Below are 18,373 nucleotides of genomic sequence, written 5' to 3' on the forward strand. Positions count from 1 at the left end.
GGGCTAACCGCTGAGCGCCGCCCGGTCCACCCACACCTGCAGGGCTGGATGCCCCTGCAGCCAGCTGGCCGGGAGGTCCGGGCTGGCTGGTTCCTGCAGGAGGCGGCGGAGGATTGGGGCCTTGCCGGAGCCGCTCACCACCAGCAGGATCCGCCTGGCCTGCAGGATCTCGGCCAGGCCCAGGGTGATGGCGGCGCTGGGCACGGCCGCTGGATCACCACCGAACAAGCCGCAGTTCTGGAGGCGGGTTCCCCGGCTGAGCGCCACGCAGCGGCTCACGGCCGAGGGCAGGCACGGGGGCTCGTTGAAGCCCACATGACCGTTCTCGCCAAGCCCCAACAGTTGCAGATCGATGCCGCCGGCGGCGCCAATGGCCTCGCCATAGCGGAGGGCTTCGTAGTCTGGGTCGGCAGCCAGCCCCCTGGGCAGTTGCAGCCGCCCTGGATCGAGGCCGAGCGGGTCCCCGAGTTGCCGGCGCATGGTGGCGGCGAAGGAGCGGGGATCAACGGGGGACAGCCCCACGTACTCATCGAGGTTGAAGCTGCGCCAATCGGCCCGGATGGCTTCCCACTGCTCGGGTGGCAACCCGGTCAGCCGGCGGACCAGGGCGGCGTACACCGGCTCCATCGTGCGGCCGGTGGCCAGGCCCAGACACAGGCGCGGATCGGCGATCATGGCCCCGGCCATGATCGCCGCCACCCCTTCGGCCAGGGCAGCGCCATCCTCCGCCACCACCAGGCGGCCAGCCCAGACGGGCAAGGCTGCTCCTGGCGGCTCTAGGACGGTCAGGGGCGGCCCCAGGCCGTGACGGTTCCAGGTGTCCATCCCGGGGAGCCTGGCGGATTGGCCGTCCCCGAGGCAAGCGGCCCCCTGCCCTGGTCCTTGAACGGACGCAGCTCGGCACCCCGGTAGTAATGCCGAAGGATCTGGTCGAACCGTTCACCGCGCTGGGCGAGGGCAAAGGCGCCCCACTGGCTCATCCCCACGCCATGGCCGAAGCCGCGGCCGATGGCCACCAATCCGATCGGAGGCTGCAACAGCTGGGCCTGGGGTGGCGGCGGCGGACCAAGCAGGGGGCCCAGGGGTGTGCTGAACCCAACCGGCACTCCAGGCTGGGGACCCCCGGCCACGGCAACCCCGGCGTCGGCAGGACCGGTGAAGCGGAAGGGGGCCGCTTCGAAGCGCACCATGGTGCTCCTCAAGCCCAGCCGGCTGCGCAGCTGGGCACCGCTGAGCACCAGCGCTCCGGAGGGGCCGATCACCCGGGCCTGGCGCACCCGGCCACTGGCGGTGGTGGCGATCACATCGATCCGCCGCACGCCGCCGATCTCGGCGAACGCCTGGTCCAGCAATTCCGGTGCCAGGTCCTTCTTCCATTGGCTCACCGGGCTGCTCTCATCGAAGTCACGCACGCTGACCAGGTAGGGCAGCTGCTGCGACCAGAGGTCGCCGCTGTTCTCCGTGGCGCCGCCGCTGCTGCTGTGGAACACCGCATTGATCAGGCCGTCACCGTACATCAGAACCAGGCCCCGGGTCGTGGCGGTCGCCTGGCGGGTGGAGGCCGTCTCGGCTTCCAGGCCCTTGTAGACCTGGCTGCTCACCGTGGCCTTGAGGTCGAAGGCGGCCGAGGGATTGCGCTGCCGCAGGGCATAGGTGCGGGCGGCGACCGCCTGGGCCCGCAGGGCCTCCAGGGGCCAGCTGGCGGGCATCTCGCTGCCGACGACGCTGGGTAGATAGGTCTCGACGCCGATCACATTGATGGCCCGCAACTGGTCGTTGGCGGGGCGAACCTGCAGGCGGCCGCGGTAGCGCCGCTGCTGGAGCTCAAAGGTGGCGGGAGCCGAGCCGGTGCCGATCGGCTCGAACCACAGCTCGCCGACGGAGATCGGGGCCGCTGGCGCTTCGACCTGGCCCTGGGGCTGGGAATCGACGACGACCCTGCCGGCGGAAGGTCTGAGGACCACCATGCCCCCCGGAGGCAGGCGCAGCAGCTCCTTGCCGGCTCCATCCACCAACCGGGCCCCGCCGTCGCCGGCGATGCGGAAGCCCGCCGATTCGAGCAGCAACACCCGCAGTTCCGGGCTGACGCCCTCCTGGCCCCTGGTCGCTTCAGCCGGCTCAGCCCCGGCCCCCCGCTGCAGGCCAGGGGCGCTGAAGAGCAGCAGGGTTCCGGCCAGAGCCCCGATTCCCCTCCACAGGCGGCGGGGGGTTGGAGGCAGGGCCAGAGGAGCGAAGGGGGACAAGACAGCAGCCATGAACCGGCGGTGGGCTCGCAGAAAGCGGGCCCATTGTGACCACCACGCAACGGGGCTGCCAGTCCCCCGCCGGACACCCGCACCACTGGTTGGACCGGCGTCGGGCGGAGCCGTGACAGCATGCCGAAAAGACGCGGATGGTGTGCAGGTCACCTTTCTTGGCACCAGTTCGGGGGTCCCCACCCGAGCCCGCAACGTGTCGGCGGTGGCCCTGCGGCTGCCCCAGCGCGCCGAGATCTGGCTGTTCGATTGCGGCGAAGGCACCCAGCATCAGTTCCTGCGCAGTGAGTTGCGCGTCTCGCAGCTGAGCCGGATCTTCGTGACCCACATGCACGGCGACCACGTCTTCGGGTTGCCAGGCCTGCTGGCCAGCCTCGGCATGGCCGGCAGCTGCGGCGGCATCGATCTCTACGGCCCCGACCCCCTGGCCGACTATCTGGAAGGGGCCCTGCGCACCTCCTCCACCCGGATCGGCTATCCCCTGCGCACCCATCCCGTGCGGGCGGCCGCCCTCAAGGGCCTGGTCCTGCTCGACGACGGCGACCTGCTCGTGCGCTGCGCCCCCCTGACCCATCGCATCCCCGCCTACGCCTACCGGGTGGAGCAGAAGCCACGTCCCGGCCATTTCAATGCGGACAAGGCCCGGAACCTGGGCATTCCGCCGGGACCCATCTACGCCGAGCTCAAGGCCGGCCGCAGCGTGACGCTGGAGGATGGCCGGATCATTCGCGGCGAGGCCCTCTGCGGACCCGTCCGCCCCGGCTGCAGCGTCGTGTACTGCACCGACACGGTGTTCTGCGAGGCGGCGGTCGAGCTGGCCAAAGGGGCCGACCTGCTCATCCACGAATCCACCTTTGCCCATGGCGAGGCGGCCATGGCCATCCAGCGCCAGCATTCCACCAGCACCATGGCCGCCCAGACGGCGGCCATGGCGGGGGTGAAGCAGCTCGTGCTCACCCACCTCAGCCCGCGCTACGTGCCCGGCAATGCCTTCACCCCAGACGATCTGCTCGCCGAGGCCCGCTCGATTTTTGCGAACACGCTGCTGGCCAGGGATTTCCTCAGCGTCGAGGTCAGCCCTGCGGAGACCTGAACCAGGCGTGTCGGCAGGCGGGCCTGCAACAGTTCTTGATTCCGTGCCGGACGGCCGTCCGGCCGTGATACAAGGTCTCAGGCGCGGTGCCCACCGCCATTTCGCCGGCTCCCTCCATGGTCTCCCTCCTCTCCTCCTCGCTCCGGACCCTCACCCGATCCCTTCTGGTTCTCTGCCTGTCACTGCTCGCCTGCCTGGCGCTGCCGGCCATGGCGGTGCAGGCGGCCCAGTGGGACACCGAAACCCTCACCGTGGCCGGCACCCCGGATGGCACGCCGGTCAGCTTCAGTGAGGCGGAAATCAAGACGGGTCGCAAGATCTTCAACGAGAGCTGTGGCACCTGCCATGCCGGTGGCGTGACCAAGACCAACTACAACGTCGGTCTCGACATCGAAACCCTGGCCCTGGCCACCCCGCCCCGGGATTCCGTGGATGCCCTGGTGGACTACATGAAGGATCCCACCTCCTACGACGGGGAATTCAGCATTTCGGACATTCACCCCAGCCTGCGCAGCAGTGATGTGTTCGTGAAGATGCGTGACCTCAGCGAGAACGACCTGCGCCTGATTGCCGGCTACATCCTGGTGGCGCCGAAGGTGAGCGGGATCCAGTGGGGCGGCGGCAAGGTCTACTTCTGAATCAGGCCACCGGTGGCCTGATGTTCCGGGGATCGAGGGACCCCGGCAGCTTGCTGTACCACCACTCCTGCAACGGCCCGTTCAACCGCTGCGGAAAGAGCGTGACCACCGTGCGGGTTGGCCTGGAGCCTGGCTGCAGCAGTTCCACGGCATAGGACGGGCAGCGGCGGGACGCCAGATCGGCGACGAACCGACGACCGATCCGCCGCCAGCTCGGCTCCTTGGTGCGCCAGGCCAGCCTGCAACAGGGCCAGGGCAACTCCTCCCGGTCGAACAGCCTGCAACAGGGGCCGAGGATGCGGTAGCTGTACTGGCCGCCCAGGCTGGGATGCTCGCTGCCGGACTTCAGGAGGGCGTCGACCTGCAAGGCCATGAAAAAGCCACCCGATCGGGTGGCGGTGAATGGGGTTCAGATCCAGCAACGAAGAAGCGATGAATCAAGGGGGGTGTAAGGAGATGTACCCCGGTGGCCCCCCTTCCACCCCCAGGCGCTCAATAGAGCTCTTCTTCGGCGTGGGTGGTGATGGTCACGTCGGAGGTGGGGTAAGCCACGCAGGTGAGCACGAAACCGGCTTCGATCTGGTCGTCGTCGAGGAAGCTCTGGTCGGATTGATCCACCGTGCCGGTGGTGAGCTTGCCCGCGCAGGTGGAGCAGGCGCCGGCGCGGCAGGAATAGGGGAGATCGATTCCCTGCTCTTCAGCCGCATCGAGGATGTACTGATCGTCAGGAACCTCGATGGTCTTGTTGAGGCCCTCGCTCTCGTTGATGAGGGTGACCTTGTAGGAAGCCATGGAAGGGATTGGGGCTCACAGGCGCCTGGACAGTCCGGGCCTGTAGGACCGCACCTTCCTACATCGGACCAGGGCATTGCCGGTGCTCCCGGCGGCGGATCATCGGAAGGCCAATCAAAGGGGGGGCACAGATAAGCGTGATTTATGCGACGGCTGCACCTCGACGGATCTCCAGCAACCCCCAGCCTCCCTGCTCCCCGATCAGCCTCGTGCCCCAGCCGGCTGCTGCCAGGGCCCTCACAAGACCGGGCACCTGATCCAGCAACAGCCCACTGAGCAGGCCAACCCCGCTGCTGGAGAGCACGGTGTGGAACTGGGGAGCGAGGGTCTCGATCACCGGCGCCAGGATGTTGCAGAACAGCAGCTCGGCTGGTTGGCCGTCGAGCAGCCCCGCCAGCGCCTCCACCGACCCCAGGTCCACCTGCAGGGTCTCTCCTGGTCCAACGGCGAGGCCATTCAGCCGACCATTCTCACCAGTGGCACGGACGGCCAGGGGATCGGTGTCGGTGGCGGCGGCGAAGGCGGCCCCCAGCCGCAGGGCGCCCAGGGAGAGAATGCCGCTGCCACAACCCAGGTCGGCCACCCTCCAGCCCACAGGATCGATCGCCTCGATCGCCTCCAGACAGAGACGCGTCGTGGGATGGCTGCCGGTGCCGAAGGCGCTGCCGGGGTCGAGGAGGATCACCTCCCGGCTGGAGAATTCGGCCGGCAACTCCAGCCAGGCCGGCAGGATCAGCAACCGCTGCCCAACCGGATCGGCTTGCCAGTGCTGCTTCCAGCTTGAACTCCAGTCTTCTTCTCCCTGCTCATGCCACTCCTGCGGAGGCAGCGGCAGGCCAAAGGGCTCACCCAGCGGCTCCAGGGCCGCCTCCAGCCGCTGGCGCTCGATCAGGGGCCAGTCGGCGGCCGGCAGCCAGGCCACCAGCCGGTGGAACCGCGGCGTTCCGGGCCCGTGGCGAATGGCCACCCGCTGAACGCCAAGCGCGCCCAGTTTCCACAGCAGCGACTCCTCCAGTTCGGCCGGAGCATCCATCTCCAGCCGCCACCAGCTCCGGGCCATCAGAGCGTGACGGGATGGGCTTCCTGGATGCCGTTGATCGTGTGGATGTGGGCCAGCAGGCTGGGGGGGATCGGGTCGTCGATGCTGAGCACCATCACCGCATCGCCCCGCACGATCCGCCGGCCCACCTGCATCGAGGCGATGTTCACGTTGTGCTCGCCCAGCAGGGAGCCGAGCTGGCCAATGATGCCGGGCATGTCCCGGTGGCGGGTGAAGAGCATGTGGCGGCTGGGGGCCACATTCACGGGGAACTCATCAATCGTGGTGATGCGCAGCTCCCCGTTGGCGAACACCGCGCCGGTGACGCTGTGGCTGCCCTGGGACCCCCGCGAGGTGAGCTGCAGCGAACCGCCGGCGAAGTCGCGGCTGCTGTCGTCCTTCACCTGCAGCACATGGATGCCGCGGCCCTTGGCCTCCAGGGACGCGTTCACGTAGTTGATCCGATCGCCGAGGGCGGGGGAGAGCAGGCCCTTGAGGGCCGCCACCACCAGGGGCTGGGAGGGGTGGTTGGCGAACTCGCCCTGGAGCCGAACCTCCAGTTCCTGCACCGAGCCACCGGCCATCTGGCTGAGCAGCAGCCCCAGGGTCTCGGCCAGCTGGAGGTGGGGCCGGAGCCGCTCCATCACCTCGGGGGTCAGGCCCGGGATGTTCACGGCACTGCGAGCCGGCAGCCCCAGCAGCACATCGCGGATCTGCTCGGCCACGTCGATCGAGACGTTCTCCTGGGCTTCGGCGGTCGAAGCGCCGAGGTGCGGCGTGAGGATCAGCCGCTCCTTCACCCCGCGCAGGGGGGAATCCGCCTCCAGCGGTTCATTCGCATACACATCCAGAGCGGCTCCGGCGATCGTGCCGGCGTTGAGGGCTTCGGCCAGGGCCTGCTCGTCAACGATTCCGCCGCGGGCGCAGTTCACCAGACGCGCCGTGGGCTTCATCGACTGCAGCAGCGCCGCGTCCACCAGATTTTCGGTGTCGGGCGTGCGGGGCAGGTGCAGGGTGATGAAGTCCGCCTCGGCGAACAGGGGCTTGATCGCCAGCAGGCGCACCTGCAGCTGCTGGGCCCGTTCTGTCGAGATGAACGGGTCATAGGCGAGCACCTCCATGCCCATCGCCTTGGCGACCCGGGCGACATGGGAGCCGATCTTGCCCAGTCCGACCACGCCGAGCTTCTTGTTGTAGAGCTCGTTGCCGACGTATTTCTTGCGGTCCCAGCCCCCGGCCATCGTGCTCTGGTGGGCCTGGGGAACGTGGCGGGAGAGGGAGAGCATCATCGCCAGGGCATGCTCGGCTGCGGCGATGGTGTTCCCCTCCGGCGAGTTGACCACCAGCACGCCCCGCTGGGTGGCGGCGGGCACATCGACGTTGTCGACGCCCACACCAGCCCGCCCGATGATCTTCAGCCGCGGGGCCGCCTCGATCAGGGCGGCCGTCACCTGGGTGCCGGAGCGAATCATCAGGGCTTCGTAGTCGCCGATGATCTCGAGCAGTTGCTCGGGCGGCAGGCCCGTGCGCACATCCACCTGGGCCACCTGGGAGAGGATGTCGATCCCCGTTTGATCGATCGGATCGGAAACCAGAACCTTTGTCATGAACCGGGGATGGGGTGGAGAGGGGCCCGAGAGCCTCCAGCGATGGCCGCCGGTGAAGTGTAGTGAGCGGTCGCCACGCTGCTCGCCGGCAGCGAAGAGAATCCATTCGACTGCGGCGTTCTGTCTTGGGATTGTGTGTGGTGATGGTGCTGGATGATCACGTCAAGCTGCTCCAGCTGCGCGATCAACTCAGCCAGCTCAGGCCAGCGCCAACGGCGCTGGTGGCGGTCGGGGAAGGGGAAACGCCGATGGAGGCGGTGGAGCTGCTCAATCCGGCGCTCGCCCGCCAACGCCGCCAGCGGACCATGGTGCGCTGGCTGATGCCCTTCGGGTTCTTTGCCGGCCTGATGTTCAGCCTGATCACCAACCTCGACACCTTCGCCTTCGCCGGCCCCGTCGGCGAACCGCTGATCGGTGGCCTGCTCGGCATGGGCTCCGGCTGGATGGGCAGCTTTGCGGCGGCCGCGAGCGTGACCTCCGAGGCTGACGACCGGATCCGCAGCCTGCGCAACCGGCTCGAGGAGGGCAACTGGCTGCTGCTGCTGGATGCGGCGACCGGCGAGGAGATTCCTTGGAACCTGATTCAACAGTCCAGGCCCCGGGCCGTGGTGCGCCTTGCCGAAAGCTGACCCCGCACCGCTCGCCGATCTCATCCAGCTGGCCGAGCGGGCCCTGCGGACCTGGGAACCGCTCTGGAGTGGCTTCCTCCCCGCCTCGGTGCTCGAAGAAGCGGAAGGGCGGCTGGCGCCCCTCAGCGAACTGGACCTGCACACGGGGGGAGGGTATGCCCACGCCGAGCGGCGCTGCCTGCGGCTGCAGAGGGTGGAGCTGGTCGGTGCGGAGCACCCCCTGGCCGCGGCCCCCCTCGGGGGCCTGCAGGTGAGCGGCAACTTTCTGTTCGACCCCGCCTCCCCTGCCGATTTCCGCAGCGGTCTGCTGGCGGCCGGGGCCACCGAGGCGGATCTCGGTGATCTGTGGGTACGGGGCGATCGCGGCGCCCAACTGGTCACCACCGAGGCGCTGGCCGCCCGGTGGCACGGGCAGCAGGCCCGGGTCCGCACGGTGACGGTGGACCTCGAAGCCATCCCCCTTAGCGATCTGCAGCCACCCGTCCGGCCCCAACCCCGCCAGCTCCACACCGTTGAAGCCTCCCTGCGGCTGGATGCGGTGGCCTCGGCCGGATTCGGCGTCTCCCGCAGCCGCATGGCCGGCTGGATCCGCCAGGGGCTGGTGCGGGTCAACTGGTACGTGATCGACAGCCCCGGCAGGGAGCTGGCCCCGGGCGATCGGATTCAGCTGGAAAACCGCGGCGAACTCACGGTTTTGGCAGTGGAGGCGACCAAGCGGGAGCGGTGGCGCCTAATGCTCAGCAGGTGCTGAAAGCGGTCACAAGGAAATCTGGCAGCTCTGGCTGCTAGGTTTCGGCCTTGGGCGAATTGCCCAGACCCCGGGCGATTAGCTCAGAGGTAGAGCACTACCTTGACACGGTAGGAGTCACTGGTTCGATTCCAGTATCGCCCACTCCCCCATAGCCCAACGGGCCCGATTCCCCTCAACAGAAACGCATCAGGAGAAAGGAATGACCGCTGGGGCTCACCCTTTCACTGTGGTTGTCGGCATGGGGAGATCAGGCATCGGCGCTGCCCGTCTGTTGGCTGCCCGGGGCAGGAGGGTGTCGCTTCTGGAGAGCAAATCCACCCCTGAACTCGAGCAAACCGCCGCTCAACTCCGCAGCGAAAGGATCGAAGTTCACCTGGCCACGCCGCTGGTGCCTGCAAGCTTCGAGACCCTCGGTACTCCCCCCGACGACGTTGTTGTCAGTCCGGGGATTGCCTGGGATCACCCCACCCTGGAGGCGCTGAGGCAGCGGGGGGTCCCGATCCGCGGTGAACTCTCGGTGGCCTGGGAGGCAACCCGCTCCATTCCCTGGATCGGCATCACCGGAACCAATGGCAAAACCACCGTCACCCATCTGGTCAGCCATTTGCTCACTCAGGCCGGCATCGATGCTCCGATGGCAGGGAATGTGGGTCGCTCGGCGGCCGAGCTGGTGCTTGAGCGCCAGTCGCCAGGGCAAGCCCTGCCGGAGTGGATGGTGGTGGAGCTCAGCAGTTATCAGATCGAGGCGTCAGCGGAGCTGCGTCCGCGGCTGGGTCTCTGGACAACCCTTACCCCCGACCATCTCGAGCGCCACGGCAGCCTCGACAACTACCGGGCGATCAAGCGCAGCCTGCTCGAGAGCTCCGGCAGCCGCATTCTCAATGCCGATGACCCCGATCTGCGCGCCCACGCGGCCAGCTGGGACCAGGCCGACTGGGTCACCGCCACGCCAATGGACCAGTGGCCCCAGGGGATGGAGCCCTTGCTCTGGATTGCGGCGGGCCTGGTGCACAGCGCAGCTGGACCCCTGTTTCCCGCCGACTGCCTGGCGATGCCGGGCAATCACAACCGCCAGAATCTGCTGATGGCCGCGGCCGTGGGCTGGAAGCTGGGCCTGGAAGCCGCCGTCATGGAGTCCGCCTTTCGTTCGTTCCCGGGGGTTCCCCACCGGTTGGAGCGCATTCGTGAGCTTGCTGGCGTCGGCTGGTACAACGACAGCAAGGCCACCAACTACGACGCGGCGGAAGTGGCGCTGGCGGCCCTGCCCGGTCCGATGGTCGTGCTGGCTGGGGGGCAGGCCAAGCAGGGCGATCCGGCGGCCTGGCTGAGCGCTTTGCAGCAGAAGGCGGCTGCCGTGGTGCTGTTCGGCGCGGCCCGACGCTCCCTGGCTGGCCTGCTGGAGTCCAGCGGCTATGCGGGCACGGTCCTGGAGCTGGAGGGTCTGAGCCAGGCCGTCCCCAAAGCTCGCCAACTGGCCGCCGAGGCCCGCTGCCGCACCGTGCTTCTCTCACCGGCCTGCGCCAGCTTCGATCAGTACGGCGATTTCGAGGCCCGCGGCGACCACTTCCGCTCCCTGGTCGCAGCCCTGGAGACCTGAGAGCGTCCAGCAGCAACGCCAGAGAAACGCCCCAGACATAAGGACCAAGGGTGTGGTCGATAGACTCAGGACCCTGGCCCGGTCTGACCTTGGCCTATTGGTTGATGAAAAGCGAGCCCGATGTCTACGGCATCGATCACCTGGCCCGCGAGCAGACCACCCTCTGGGATGGCATCCGCAACTACCAGGCGCGCAACTTCATGCGCTCCATGCAGGTGGGGGACCAGGCGTTCTTCTATCACTCAAACATCAAGCCACCCGGCATCGTCGGGTTGATGGAGGTGCTTGAAACCGGGCTGGTCGACCCCAGCCAGTTCGACCCCGACTCGAAGTACTTCGATCCCTCCGCCACCCAGGACGCCCCGCGCTGGGACTGCGTGCGGCTGGGCTACCGGCGCTCGTTCCCCCATCTGCTCAGTCTCGACACCCTGCGGGACAGCTTCACCACCGACGAGCTGATGGTAGTGCGGCGGGGCAACCGTCTCTCAATTATGCCGGTGCCAGAGGCAACGGCCCTGCGGCTGCTTGCGCTTCTTGCCGCATGATCCTGCCCAGCCCGGACCCCGCCCTGCCGGGACCTTGCCGGCTCGGCTACCGCTGAAACATGTTGGCCACGTAGCAGCGGGTCACCGCCCGGCTCTGCACCCCGTTCTGGACGAGAAAGCCCGCCAGCGCAGCCTGAAACAGCCGGTACTGGTCCCAGTTCGGATGGGCATCGATGAAGCGGCGCATCGAGCCCAGCAGGGCCTCCGGAACATCGGCCCGCAGGCTCACCACCCCCTGGTCGTCCTGATCGGAGGCGGGTGGCGCCACCGTGGCGGGGGGGGCGCTCAGCTGGGTTGGGGGGGAGAGAACCGGAGCTGCATCCATCGGAACGTGTTCGGGGAGACACCAGTTCTCCACACCGGGGCAGTCCCGTCAAATCGGGCGGCACGGGGCGGGGAGCGACCATCCCAGCCTGAGACTTCAACCACGGGGGGGCTGTGGATCGATCAGCCCCGCAGCGGCGGCGGCTTGAACCGATTCGCCGCCACTGTCAAGGGGAGAACCCATCGAAGGGCGCTTCTCCACAGGCAGGAGCTGGGGAACAGGTTCCTGCCGATCGAGCTGTGGAAAAGCTGTGCAGAAGCCTGGGGAAGCCCCCCCGGGCCGGGGAGGGTCCAGGAGATCAGCACTGCTGATCCCTGCCGATTCGGGCGGCCAGTCTCACTGGCGGCTAACTCTCCGAGCGGTGCTGGTCACCGAGCGGCCATTGCTCCATGGCCCTCAGGCATTGGGCACTGGCCGCCGCCGGCCAGCCCCCTTCGATCCCCCGTTGGGAGTCGCCGGGGGTGAGCACGAAACGCAGGGCCCAAGCGCTGCGATCCCCCTCAAGGCCGACCCACCAGGGCTGGCGCTCCAGCTCAAGACTGACCAGCTCTTCGGGCATCAACTGGTCGGTGAGGGCACCGACCTGCTCCACCAGGTGACGGATCGCCTGCAGCAACTGAAGGGCTTCGCCCGCAGTGAGCTCTGCAGCCCAGCCTGCTCCGCCGATCAGCACCGAAAAGGGTTGGCGAGCAGGGTCCCAGGCCAGGCGCCAGCCTTCCCCCTCTCCGCACCATCCCCCCGGATTCAAGGCAAGTCTCAGCCAGGCAGGAGATCGGGCTGGTCCTGTTCGTCGCTGAGTTCGACGATGGCGCGCTGCACGGGTTTGACCATCGCATCCTCCAGGAGGCCATCAAAATCATCGAAGCGGCGCTGCTTGGCCCGGAAGGCGATCTTCACGGTAGTCAGATAGCGGTTGCTCGACTCACGGATCAGGCTCTCGGCCCGTTGGGCCAGTTCCTTGGGATTGACCACTGCACTGGTATACAAATCGAGTCACCAACTTCCAACACTCTAAGCCAGCGCACAGCCAGCCCCGGATGGTGGTTCCATCCGGCACACTTGGTGCACAGAACGAAGGCCAGCCCCGCCGTGATGGATGGCACCCTGGCGATCGACCTGGGCAGCAGCAGCACCGTTGTGGCCTTCCAGGCGGCTGGCGGCGGGCCGATCGAATTGGTCTCGCTCGCCCCGTTCAGCGGCGCCACCGCAGGTGTGATCCCAAGCCTGATCTGGGTGACCAGTGCCACGGCCGACCAGGCCCTGGTCGGCCGCCAGGTGCAGGAGGCCGGCCTGGCCTGGAGTGAGAGCCCCCAGCTCTGCCGCGATTTCAAGCGCAGGATCGGCGCTGGCGACAGCGGCTCCGGCCGGGTGTGCCTGCTCAGTCCAGAGCAGGCGGGCGCCCTGCTGCTGCAGCGCATCTGGGCCAGTCTGCCCCCGGAACTGGCGCCCTCCCGGCTGGTGCTCACGGCCCCGATCGATGGCTACCGGGGCTACCGGCAGTGGTTGGAGCAGGCCAGCGAAACTCTGGCTGTGGAGGAGGTGGCCCTGGTGGATGAGCCCACCGCCGCCGCCATCGGCGCCGGCCTCCCCCCCGGCAGCCGGGTGCTGGTGGTGGACCTCGGTGGCGGCACGATTGATCTTTCCCTCGTGGCCCTGGAGGGAGGCGAAGGCCGGGCGGCACCGATCGCCCAGCTTCTCCGTTTCGGTGGCCGCGACCTGCGCGGCAGCCGCCAGGCCCTGCGCTGCGCCAGGGTACTGGGGAAGGCGGGCCTGGCCCTGGGGGGCAGGGATCTGGATCACTGGATCGCCGCGGCCCTCCTGGACGGTCACCCTTCCGGGGCCCCTGGCTCCACCGCGGCCATGCCGGGAGCCCTGCTGGAGGCTGTCGAGCAGCTCAAGTGCAGGCTCAGCACCGAACAGGAAGCCAGTGTGCTCTGGTGCCCCCCTGGCGAGGCCTGCCGAGAGCTCAGGCTGAACAGGCCTGCGCTTGAGGCGCTGCTCAGGGGGAAGGGGCTCTTGGAGCTTCTCGATGACCTTCTAGAGCGGGTGCTGGCCGGGGCTCGGGCGGAAGGACTGAACCTGGCGGCGATCGACGCCGTGCTTCCGGTGGGGGGCAGCAGCCGCATCCCCCTGATCCGTGAGTGGCTGCGGGAGCGCTGCTGCGGCATCCCCATCCTCGATCAACGGCCGATCGAGGCTGTGGCGGTTGGGGCTCTTGCCCTGACCCCCGGCGTTCAGATCAAGGATGTGCTCACCCGGGGCGTGTCGCTGCGCCGCTGGGATCCCCGCAGTGATGGCTACCGCTGGCATCCCCTCTTCCTCGCCGGCCAGAGCTGGCCCACCGGCCAGCCCCTGGAGCTGGTGCTGGCCTGCAGTCGGGATGGGCAACGTGAGCTGGACCTAGTGCTGGGCGAGCCGCTCGATGAGCGGCGCACCGAGGTGGTGTTCCGCGATGGTCTTCCCGAACTGTGCCGCCGCCCTGCCGGAGAGATCCGGGTGGAGCCCTGGGCCCGGCAGCCCGCGGCCATCGGCCTGGATCCCGCCGGGACCCGCGGCCTGGATCGGCTGCGGCTGCGCTTCCAGATCAATGGGCAAGCCCAGCTGACCATGGAGAGGGAGGATCTGGTCAGCGGCCTCACCAGCGAGCCCATCGCCCTTGGCCCCGTCCGCTAGATCCAGGGCTGGGGTGGACGGCCCGGTGGCTGCCCCCAGAGAATGGGAACTCGGGGGTGCTTCGATAGGGAAGAGTAGGTTTTGCCTCCCCCCTCGCCTTGGCCATACGCCGCCACAGGCTGCCGCGCTTCTGGTTGGCCCTCACCCTGGGCCTGGTGGCGGCAGGCGTTGGAGCCGCCCACTGGTGGGAAGCCCAGCTTCCCGATCGACTGGAGCAAGCGGCCGCCGAGGGGGATTACGAAGCCTGTCTGCGCTATAGCGACCAACTCGCCTCCCTGCGTTGGATGAGTGGACGCGCCCCCCGGGAGCAGGGGCGTTGCCGACGGAACAAGGCCGAAACGCTCTGGAAAGCAGGGAAGTGGGGGGAGGCGCTGAAGTTGCAACTCTTGCTCAGCAACTCTCCGGCCGGCATGGCCTCCGACAAGCGGCGCCTGGAGGCCTGGCAGCAGGACCTGAAATCCAGGGCCCTGGCTCGCTTCGAAGCCGGAGATCTGGAGGGCGCCATCGCCCTGCTCAAGCCGATGGGGGAGCATCAGCATCCCGATGGCAAGGCCTACGGCGACAACCTGCGGGAATTCTGGAGCCGCAACCGCCTCCAGCAGGATCGGGCCCGCGCCCTGGTCGCCCAGAAGCGCTGGTGGGAGGCGCTCGATGCTCTCAACCGCATCGACCATCCCTGGTGGAAACGCCAGTCCGCCGGACTGCAGAGCCAGGTGGAGCGGGAAATCGCCGCCCTCAAGGCCAAGGAGCAAGAACACCACAGCCACGGTGACACCAGCTTGAGCACCGTGCCCATGGCCGAACTCGATGCTGCCGTTCAACGCAACATCGGCCTCGGACTCGACGACTGGACCGCCTTCACCAAAGCTTGTAAGGAGCTGGGCGGCAGGGTGGTGGAAGCGGGGCCAGAAACGGGCTGCCAGCGTTGAGAGCCGCCCATGACAGGATTACAGAACCAGAGCGTGAACCGCCATGCAGCCGGGAGAGCAGGTCAGGGTGAGCCAGAGCGTCGTGGTCTTCACCCACCCGGAGCACAGAGGTGAGCCCTTCGATCTCCAGGGTCAGCAAGGGGAGGTTCACCAGGTCCTCGATGACTGGAAAGGACGACCGATCAGCCCCACCCTGCCTGTGATCGTGGCCTTCGGACGGTTCCGGGCCCATTTCCGTGCCGATGAACTCGAAGCGGTGACCCCACCAGCCTGACTCACTCCTTCAACAGGTAAACCCCCTCCACCCCGTCGACTTCGGCCAGACAGAGCTGAACGCTCTCTTTGCGACTGGTGGGCACGACCCGGCCACAGAAGTCCGGTTGGATCGGCAGTTCCCGGTGGCCCCGGTCCACCATCACCAGCAGGCGCACCGCCTCGGGGCGTCCCCAGGTCAGCAGGGCTTCCATCGCCGCCCGCACGGTCCGACCCGTGAAGATCACGTCGTCCACCAACACCACCTGGCGCCCTTCGATCCCGACTGGCAACCGGGTTGCTTCAACAAGCCGGGTTCCGACCCGCTCCAGGTCGTCGCGATGGAAGGTGGGATCGAGGCTGCCCTGGTCGATGGGGTGGCCGGAATCGGCTTCCAACTGCTGGGCCAGCACCCTGGCCAGGGCCACGCCACGGGTGGGGATTCCCAGCAGCAGCAACTGCCTGCTGTCTGTGACGCTCTCGAGCACCTGGGAAGCCAGGCGATGCAGGGTGCGGGCCAGGTCCTGGGCCGAGAGGATTTCCACTCGCCCGAGCCGACGGGGCGATTGCATGGCGCTGCCGAGAGGACGTGCAGCGTAGGCAGAGCCCTGGGTGCCACAAACATGACCAAAAGCTGACCCACCGCCTGGTGGGAAGGGTGTTTGCAGGGCCCGGGTTAACTTGAGGGGATGTTCAACGATGGGAAGCCTTCATCCACCGGGGTGACACTTTGTTCTCTATGACATCCGGCCCCCGCTCGAACCCCTTCTCTTCCGGTGGCTCGACCACGACCCAAGGGGCCGATGGGTCAGTTTCTCCAGTGGTTCTGGCGATCCTTGATGGCTGGGGTTACGGGGAAGCTTCCCAGACGAACGCCATCTCCGAGGCTTCCACCCCGGTGATGGACGCCCTGTGGGAGGCCTACCCCCACACGTTGATCCAAGCCAGCGGCGGCGACGTCGGCCTGCCCGATGGGCAGATGGGCAATTCCGAGGTGGGACACCTCACGATCGGCTCCGGGCGAATCATCCGCCAGGAACTGGTGCGGATCAGCAAGGCGGTGAGCGACGGCAGCCTGGCGGACAACCCAACGCTCAACGCCCTGGCCGACTGCCTGCTCGAGGATGGCGGCAGCCTCCATCTGGTGGGCCTCTGCTCCAATGGAGGGGTGCACAGCCACATCGACCATCTCGGGGGGCTGTTGCGCTGGGCCGCCGGTCGGGGTCTCAAGGATGTCTGCATCCACGCGATCACCGACGGCCGCGACACCCCTCCCCAGTGCGCCATTCAATTCCTTGATCAGATCGATGCCCAGATCGATGCGGCCGGTGTGGGGCGGATCAGCACTCTCTGCGGCCGCTATTGGGCCATGGATCGTGACAACCGCTGGGATCGCACCGAGAAGGCCTACCGCCTGCTCACCGAACCGGCCGAGGCCAGCCCGCTGACGGCGCAACAGGCCGTCGAAGCGGCCTATGCCGCAGGAATCCATGACGAATTCATCGAGCCCTTACGCCTCGGTCCGGGGGTTGTGAGCGCCGGTGATGGACTGATCTGTTTCAACTTCCGTCCGGATCGGGGCCGGCAGTTGCTGCGATCCCTGGCCCTCGAGAGCTTCGAAGGCTTTCCGCGTCCGTTCCTGTCACCTCTCCACCTGGTCACCTTCACCCAGTACGAAGTGGGCTTGCCGGTAGCGGTGGCCTTCCCCCCCGAATCCCTCGACGGATTGCTCGGCCAGGTGGTTTCCGAGCAAGGCCTGCTCCAGTTGCGGACGGCCGAAACCGAGAAGTATCCCCATGTCACCTACTTCCTGAATGGCGGAATCGAGCAACCCTTTCCCGGCGAAGATCGCCACCTCGTTCCTTCACCCCGGGTCGCCACCTACGACCTCTCGCCGGAGATGTCGGCCGATGCGCTCACCGAGAGTTGCATCGCCTCGATCAACAAGGGCATCTACTCCCTGATCGTGATCAACTACGCCAACCCCGACATGGTTGGCCATACCGGCCAGATGGAAGCCACCAAGGCGGCGATCGCCACGGTCGACCGCTGCGTCGCCCAGTTGGTGGAAGCCACCAACCGCAAAGGCGGAACGGTGCTGATCACAGCAGACCATGGCAATGCCGAAATGATGGAGAGCAAGGATGGCCGGCCCTGGACGGCCCACACCACCAACCCTGTTCCCGTCATCCTGGTGGAGGGAGAGAAGCGGAAGCTGCCTGGCCGTGGAGCCAGCGCCAGTCTTCGCAGCGGTGGGGGCCTGGCCGACATCGCCCCGACCCTGCTTGAGATTCTTGATCTTCCCCAGCCGGCGCGCATGACTGGCCGTTCCCTGATCGAGCCGGCCGACATCCTTCCCGACGCCACCGCCGAGCCCAAGCCTCTCCAGGTTTACCAAGCCCTGCAGGTGTAGGGGGCAGTCCTGGAGCGATCATTCGGTACGCTGAATTCATGTTGATCGCCATTCTCTCCTGGATCTGGATCGGCACCGGTGTGTTGCTGATCATCAGTGTCCTGCTCCACAGCCCCAAGGGCGACGGCATGGGAGGCCTGGCCAGCAGTGGTGGCTCGATGTTCAGCAGCGCCCGCAGCGCTGAAGACACCCTCAACCGAATCAGCTGGACCCTGCTGGCCCTGTTTCTCGGTCTGGCCGTGTTGTTGAGCGCGGGTTGGCTGCGTTGAGACCGATCAAGCGCCGCAACCTGTTGGCCGTCATCGCCTCCCTCCTCGGCCCGATCATCGGTGGCAGCCGGGCCGAGGCCGCCTCGAAGGGGACGGATCCGAAATGGCAACTCAGCGAGGCGGAATGGAAGAAACGACTCAGCCCTGAGGCCTATGCCGTGCTGCGCAAGGAGGGCACCGAGCGGCCCTTCACAAGCCCCCTGGACAAGGAAAAACGCAAGGGCACCTTCGTATGTGCCGCCTGCCGCCTTCCCCTGTTCCGTTCCACCACGAAGTTCGACAGCGGGACCGGCTGGCCCAGTTTCTGGGATTCGCTACCCAATGCACTGGTCACAAAGACGGATTTCAAGCTGATCGTGCCCCGCACCGAGTACCACTGCAGGCGGTGTGGCGGACACCAAGGCCATGTGTTCAATGACGGGCCCAGGCCCACCGGCAAGCGCTACTGCAACAACGGGGTTGCCCTGGGTTTCATCCCTGGTTGAGGCAGCCTGGCTGGGCTGGCACAATGCGCCGGACATGAGAACAGGCTCCATGCCTTCGCTCAGAATCAACACGTCGGCAGC

The 18,373-nt window shown here is 67.4% G+C and carries 22 protein-coding genes and 1 tRNA gene; 13 read left to right on the top strand and 10 right to left on the bottom strand.

All coding sequences use genetic code 11. From position 1 onward, the window contains the following. Positions 1-3: 3 nt before the first annotated feature. Both KBY66_RS01365 and KBY66_RS01370 read right to left on the bottom strand, forming a co-directional pair. On the bottom strand, positions 4-759 hold the full coding sequence (locus KBY66_RS01365) for a glucosamine-6-phosphate deaminase (RefSeq protein ID WP_255087306.1): 756 nt from the start codon (positions 757-759) through the stop codon (positions 4-6). A gap of 26 nt (positions 760-785) precedes the next feature. Then, positions 786-2,255 (bottom strand): SpoIID/LytB domain-containing protein, encoded by a 1,470-nt coding sequence (locus tag KBY66_RS01370; RefSeq protein WP_255087307.1) that lies wholly within the window; start codon positions 2,253-2,255, stop codon positions 786-788. Positions 2,256-2,397: 142 nt separating this feature from the next. Between KBY66_RS01370 and rnz the strand changes: the two genes are divergently transcribed. Together rnz and psbV are read left to right on the top strand one after the other, a co-directional pair. Further along, positions 2,398-3,348, top strand: coding sequence for a ribonuclease Z (gene rnz / locus KBY66_RS01375; RefSeq protein ID WP_255087308.1), 951 nt, complete (start codon positions 2,398-2,400; stop codon positions 3,346-3,348). 116 nt (positions 3,349-3,464) lie between these two features. Continuing rightward, positions 3,465-3,986 (top strand): photosystem II cytochrome c-550, encoded by a 522-nt coding sequence (psbV, locus tag KBY66_RS01380; protein ID WP_255087309.1) that lies wholly within the window; start codon positions 3,465-3,467, stop codon positions 3,984-3,986. A gap of 1 nt (position 3,987) precedes the next feature. Here the strand turns inward: psbV and KBY66_RS01385 are convergent, their stop codons facing one another. The 4 genes from KBY66_RS01385 to serA all read right to left on the bottom strand — a co-directional run bounded on the left by KBY66_RS01385 (position 3,988) and on the right by serA (position 7,424). Beyond that, positions 3,988-4,359, bottom strand: coding sequence for a hypothetical protein (locus KBY66_RS01385; RefSeq protein WP_255087310.1), 372 nt, complete (start codon positions 4,357-4,359; stop codon positions 3,988-3,990). 119 nt (positions 4,360-4,478) lie between these two features. Continuing rightward, complete coding sequence (locus KBY66_RS01390; RefSeq protein WP_255087311.1) at positions 4,479-4,778, bottom strand: ferredoxin; 300 nt, start codon at positions 4,776-4,778, stop codon at positions 4,479-4,481. Between the two features lie 142 nt (positions 4,779-4,920). Next, on the bottom strand, positions 4,921-5,838 hold the full coding sequence (locus KBY66_RS01395) for a 50S ribosomal protein L11 methyltransferase (protein WP_255087312.1): 918 nt from the start codon (positions 5,836-5,838) through the stop codon (positions 4,921-4,923). Next, positions 5,838-7,424, bottom strand: a complete 1,587-nt coding sequence (gene serA, locus KBY66_RS01400; RefSeq protein WP_255087314.1) for a phosphoglycerate dehydrogenase — start codon at positions 7,422-7,424, stop codon at positions 5,838-5,840. Before serA ends, KBY66_RS01395 begins: the two co-directional genes overlap by 1 nt. A 125-nt stretch (positions 7,425-7,549) precedes the next feature. On the opposite strand from serA, the gene KBY66_RS01405 reads away from it, so the two are divergent. The 5 genes from KBY66_RS01405 (at position 7,550) to KBY66_RS01425 (ending at position 10,946) form a co-directional block, all read left to right on the top strand. Next, positions 7,550-8,053, top strand: coding sequence for a hypothetical protein (locus tag KBY66_RS01405; RefSeq protein ID WP_255087316.1), 504 nt, complete (start codon positions 7,550-7,552; stop codon positions 8,051-8,053). Further along, positions 8,040-8,804: a photosystem II S4 domain protein gene (locus KBY66_RS01410; protein ID WP_255087318.1), complete on the top strand. Its 765-nt coding sequence runs from the start codon at positions 8,040-8,042 to the stop codon at positions 8,802-8,804. Before KBY66_RS01405 ends, KBY66_RS01410 begins: the two co-directional genes overlap by 14 nt. Before the next feature lie 69 nt (positions 8,805-8,873). Further along, positions 8,874-8,945 (top strand) — tRNA-Val (locus KBY66_RS01415). A 58-nt stretch (positions 8,946-9,003) separates the two neighbouring features. Then, positions 9,004-10,401, top strand: a complete 1,398-nt coding sequence (gene murD, locus KBY66_RS01420) for a UDP-N-acetylmuramoyl-L-alanine--D-glutamate ligase (protein ID WP_399224586.1) — start codon at positions 9,004-9,006, stop codon at positions 10,399-10,401. An 89-nt stretch (positions 10,402-10,490) separates the two neighbouring features. Then, positions 10,491-10,946, top strand: a complete 456-nt coding sequence (locus KBY66_RS01425) for an EVE domain-containing protein (RefSeq protein ID WP_315855467.1) — start codon at positions 10,491-10,493, stop codon at positions 10,944-10,946. A gap of 46 nt (positions 10,947-10,992) precedes the next feature. On the opposite strand, the gene KBY66_RS01430 is transcribed toward KBY66_RS01425, so the two are convergent. The 3 genes from KBY66_RS01430 to KBY66_RS01440 all read right to left on the bottom strand — a co-directional run bounded on the left by KBY66_RS01430 (position 10,993) and on the right by KBY66_RS01440 (position 12,258). Further along, the gene (locus KBY66_RS01430; RefSeq protein WP_255087413.1) at positions 10,993-11,178 is read right to left on the bottom strand and encodes a DUF2811 domain-containing protein; all 186 of its coding nucleotides are present in this window, start codon (positions 11,176-11,178) and stop codon (positions 10,993-10,995) included. 439 nt (positions 11,179-11,617) lie between these two features. Further along, positions 11,618-12,019 (bottom strand): DUF1818 family protein, encoded by a 402-nt coding sequence (locus KBY66_RS01435; RefSeq protein WP_255087321.1) that lies wholly within the window; start codon positions 12,017-12,019, stop codon positions 11,618-11,620. An 8-nt stretch (positions 12,020-12,027) separates the two neighbouring features. Then, positions 12,028-12,258: a DNA-directed RNA polymerase subunit omega gene (locus tag KBY66_RS01440; protein ID WP_255087322.1), complete on the bottom strand. Its 231-nt coding sequence runs from the start codon at positions 12,256-12,258 to the stop codon at positions 12,028-12,030. A 105-nt stretch (positions 12,259-12,363) separates the two neighbouring features. Here KBY66_RS01440 and KBY66_RS01445 point away from each other — a divergent pair, with 105 nt between their 5' ends. From KBY66_RS01445 to KBY66_RS01455, 3 genes are all read left to right on the top strand, one after another. Further along, the gene (locus KBY66_RS01445; RefSeq protein WP_255087414.1) at positions 12,364-13,944 is read left to right on the top strand and encodes an Hsp70 family protein; all 1,581 of its coding nucleotides are present in this window, start codon (positions 12,364-12,366) and stop codon (positions 13,942-13,944) included. A gap of 98 nt (positions 13,945-14,042) precedes the next feature. Continuing rightward, entirely contained in the window at positions 14,043-14,873 is an 831-nt protein-coding gene (locus KBY66_RS01450) for a hypothetical protein (protein WP_255087323.1), read from the top strand. A 43-nt stretch (positions 14,874-14,916) separates the two neighbouring features. Continuing rightward, positions 14,917-15,147, top strand: coding sequence for a ferredoxin-thioredoxin reductase variable chain (locus KBY66_RS01455; protein ID WP_255087324.1), 231 nt, complete (start codon positions 14,917-14,919; stop codon positions 15,145-15,147). Between the two features lies 1 nt (position 15,148). Here KBY66_RS01455 and pyrR read toward each other — a convergent pair whose 3' ends face one another. Beyond that, entirely contained in the window at positions 15,149-15,697 is a 549-nt protein-coding gene (pyrR, locus tag KBY66_RS01460; RefSeq protein ID WP_255087325.1) for a bifunctional pyr operon transcriptional regulator/uracil phosphoribosyltransferase PyrR, read from the bottom strand. A gap of 248 nt (positions 15,698-15,945) precedes the next feature. Here pyrR and gpmI point away from each other — a divergent pair, with 248 nt between their 5' ends. The 3 genes from gpmI to msrB are packed head-to-tail and all read left to right on the top strand — an operon-like array spanning position 15,946 to position 18,292. Beyond that, complete coding sequence (gpmI, locus tag KBY66_RS01465; protein WP_255087415.1) at positions 15,946-17,538, top strand: 2,3-bisphosphoglycerate-independent phosphoglycerate mutase; 1,593 nt, start codon at positions 15,946-15,948, stop codon at positions 17,536-17,538. 38 nt (positions 17,539-17,576) lie between these two features. Further along, positions 17,577-17,807 carry a preprotein translocase subunit SecG gene (gene secG / locus KBY66_RS01470; protein WP_255087326.1) on the top strand — a complete coding sequence of 77 codons (231 nt, stop codon included), beginning with the start codon at positions 17,577-17,579 and terminating at the stop codon, positions 17,805-17,807. Positions 17,808-17,812: 5 nt separating this feature from the next. Further along, the gene (gene msrB / locus KBY66_RS01475) at positions 17,813-18,292 is read left to right on the top strand and encodes a peptide-methionine (R)-S-oxide reductase MsrB (RefSeq protein ID WP_255087416.1); all 480 of its coding nucleotides are present in this window, start codon (positions 17,813-17,815) and stop codon (positions 18,290-18,292) included. The last annotated feature ends 81 nt before the right edge of the window (positions 18,293-18,373 follow it).

This window comes from Synechococcus sp. Tobar12-5m-g (assembly GCF_024345415.1).
In the GTDB taxonomy this organism is placed as follows: Bacteria; Cyanobacteriota; Cyanobacteriia; order PCC-6307; family Cyanobiaceae; genus Regnicoccus.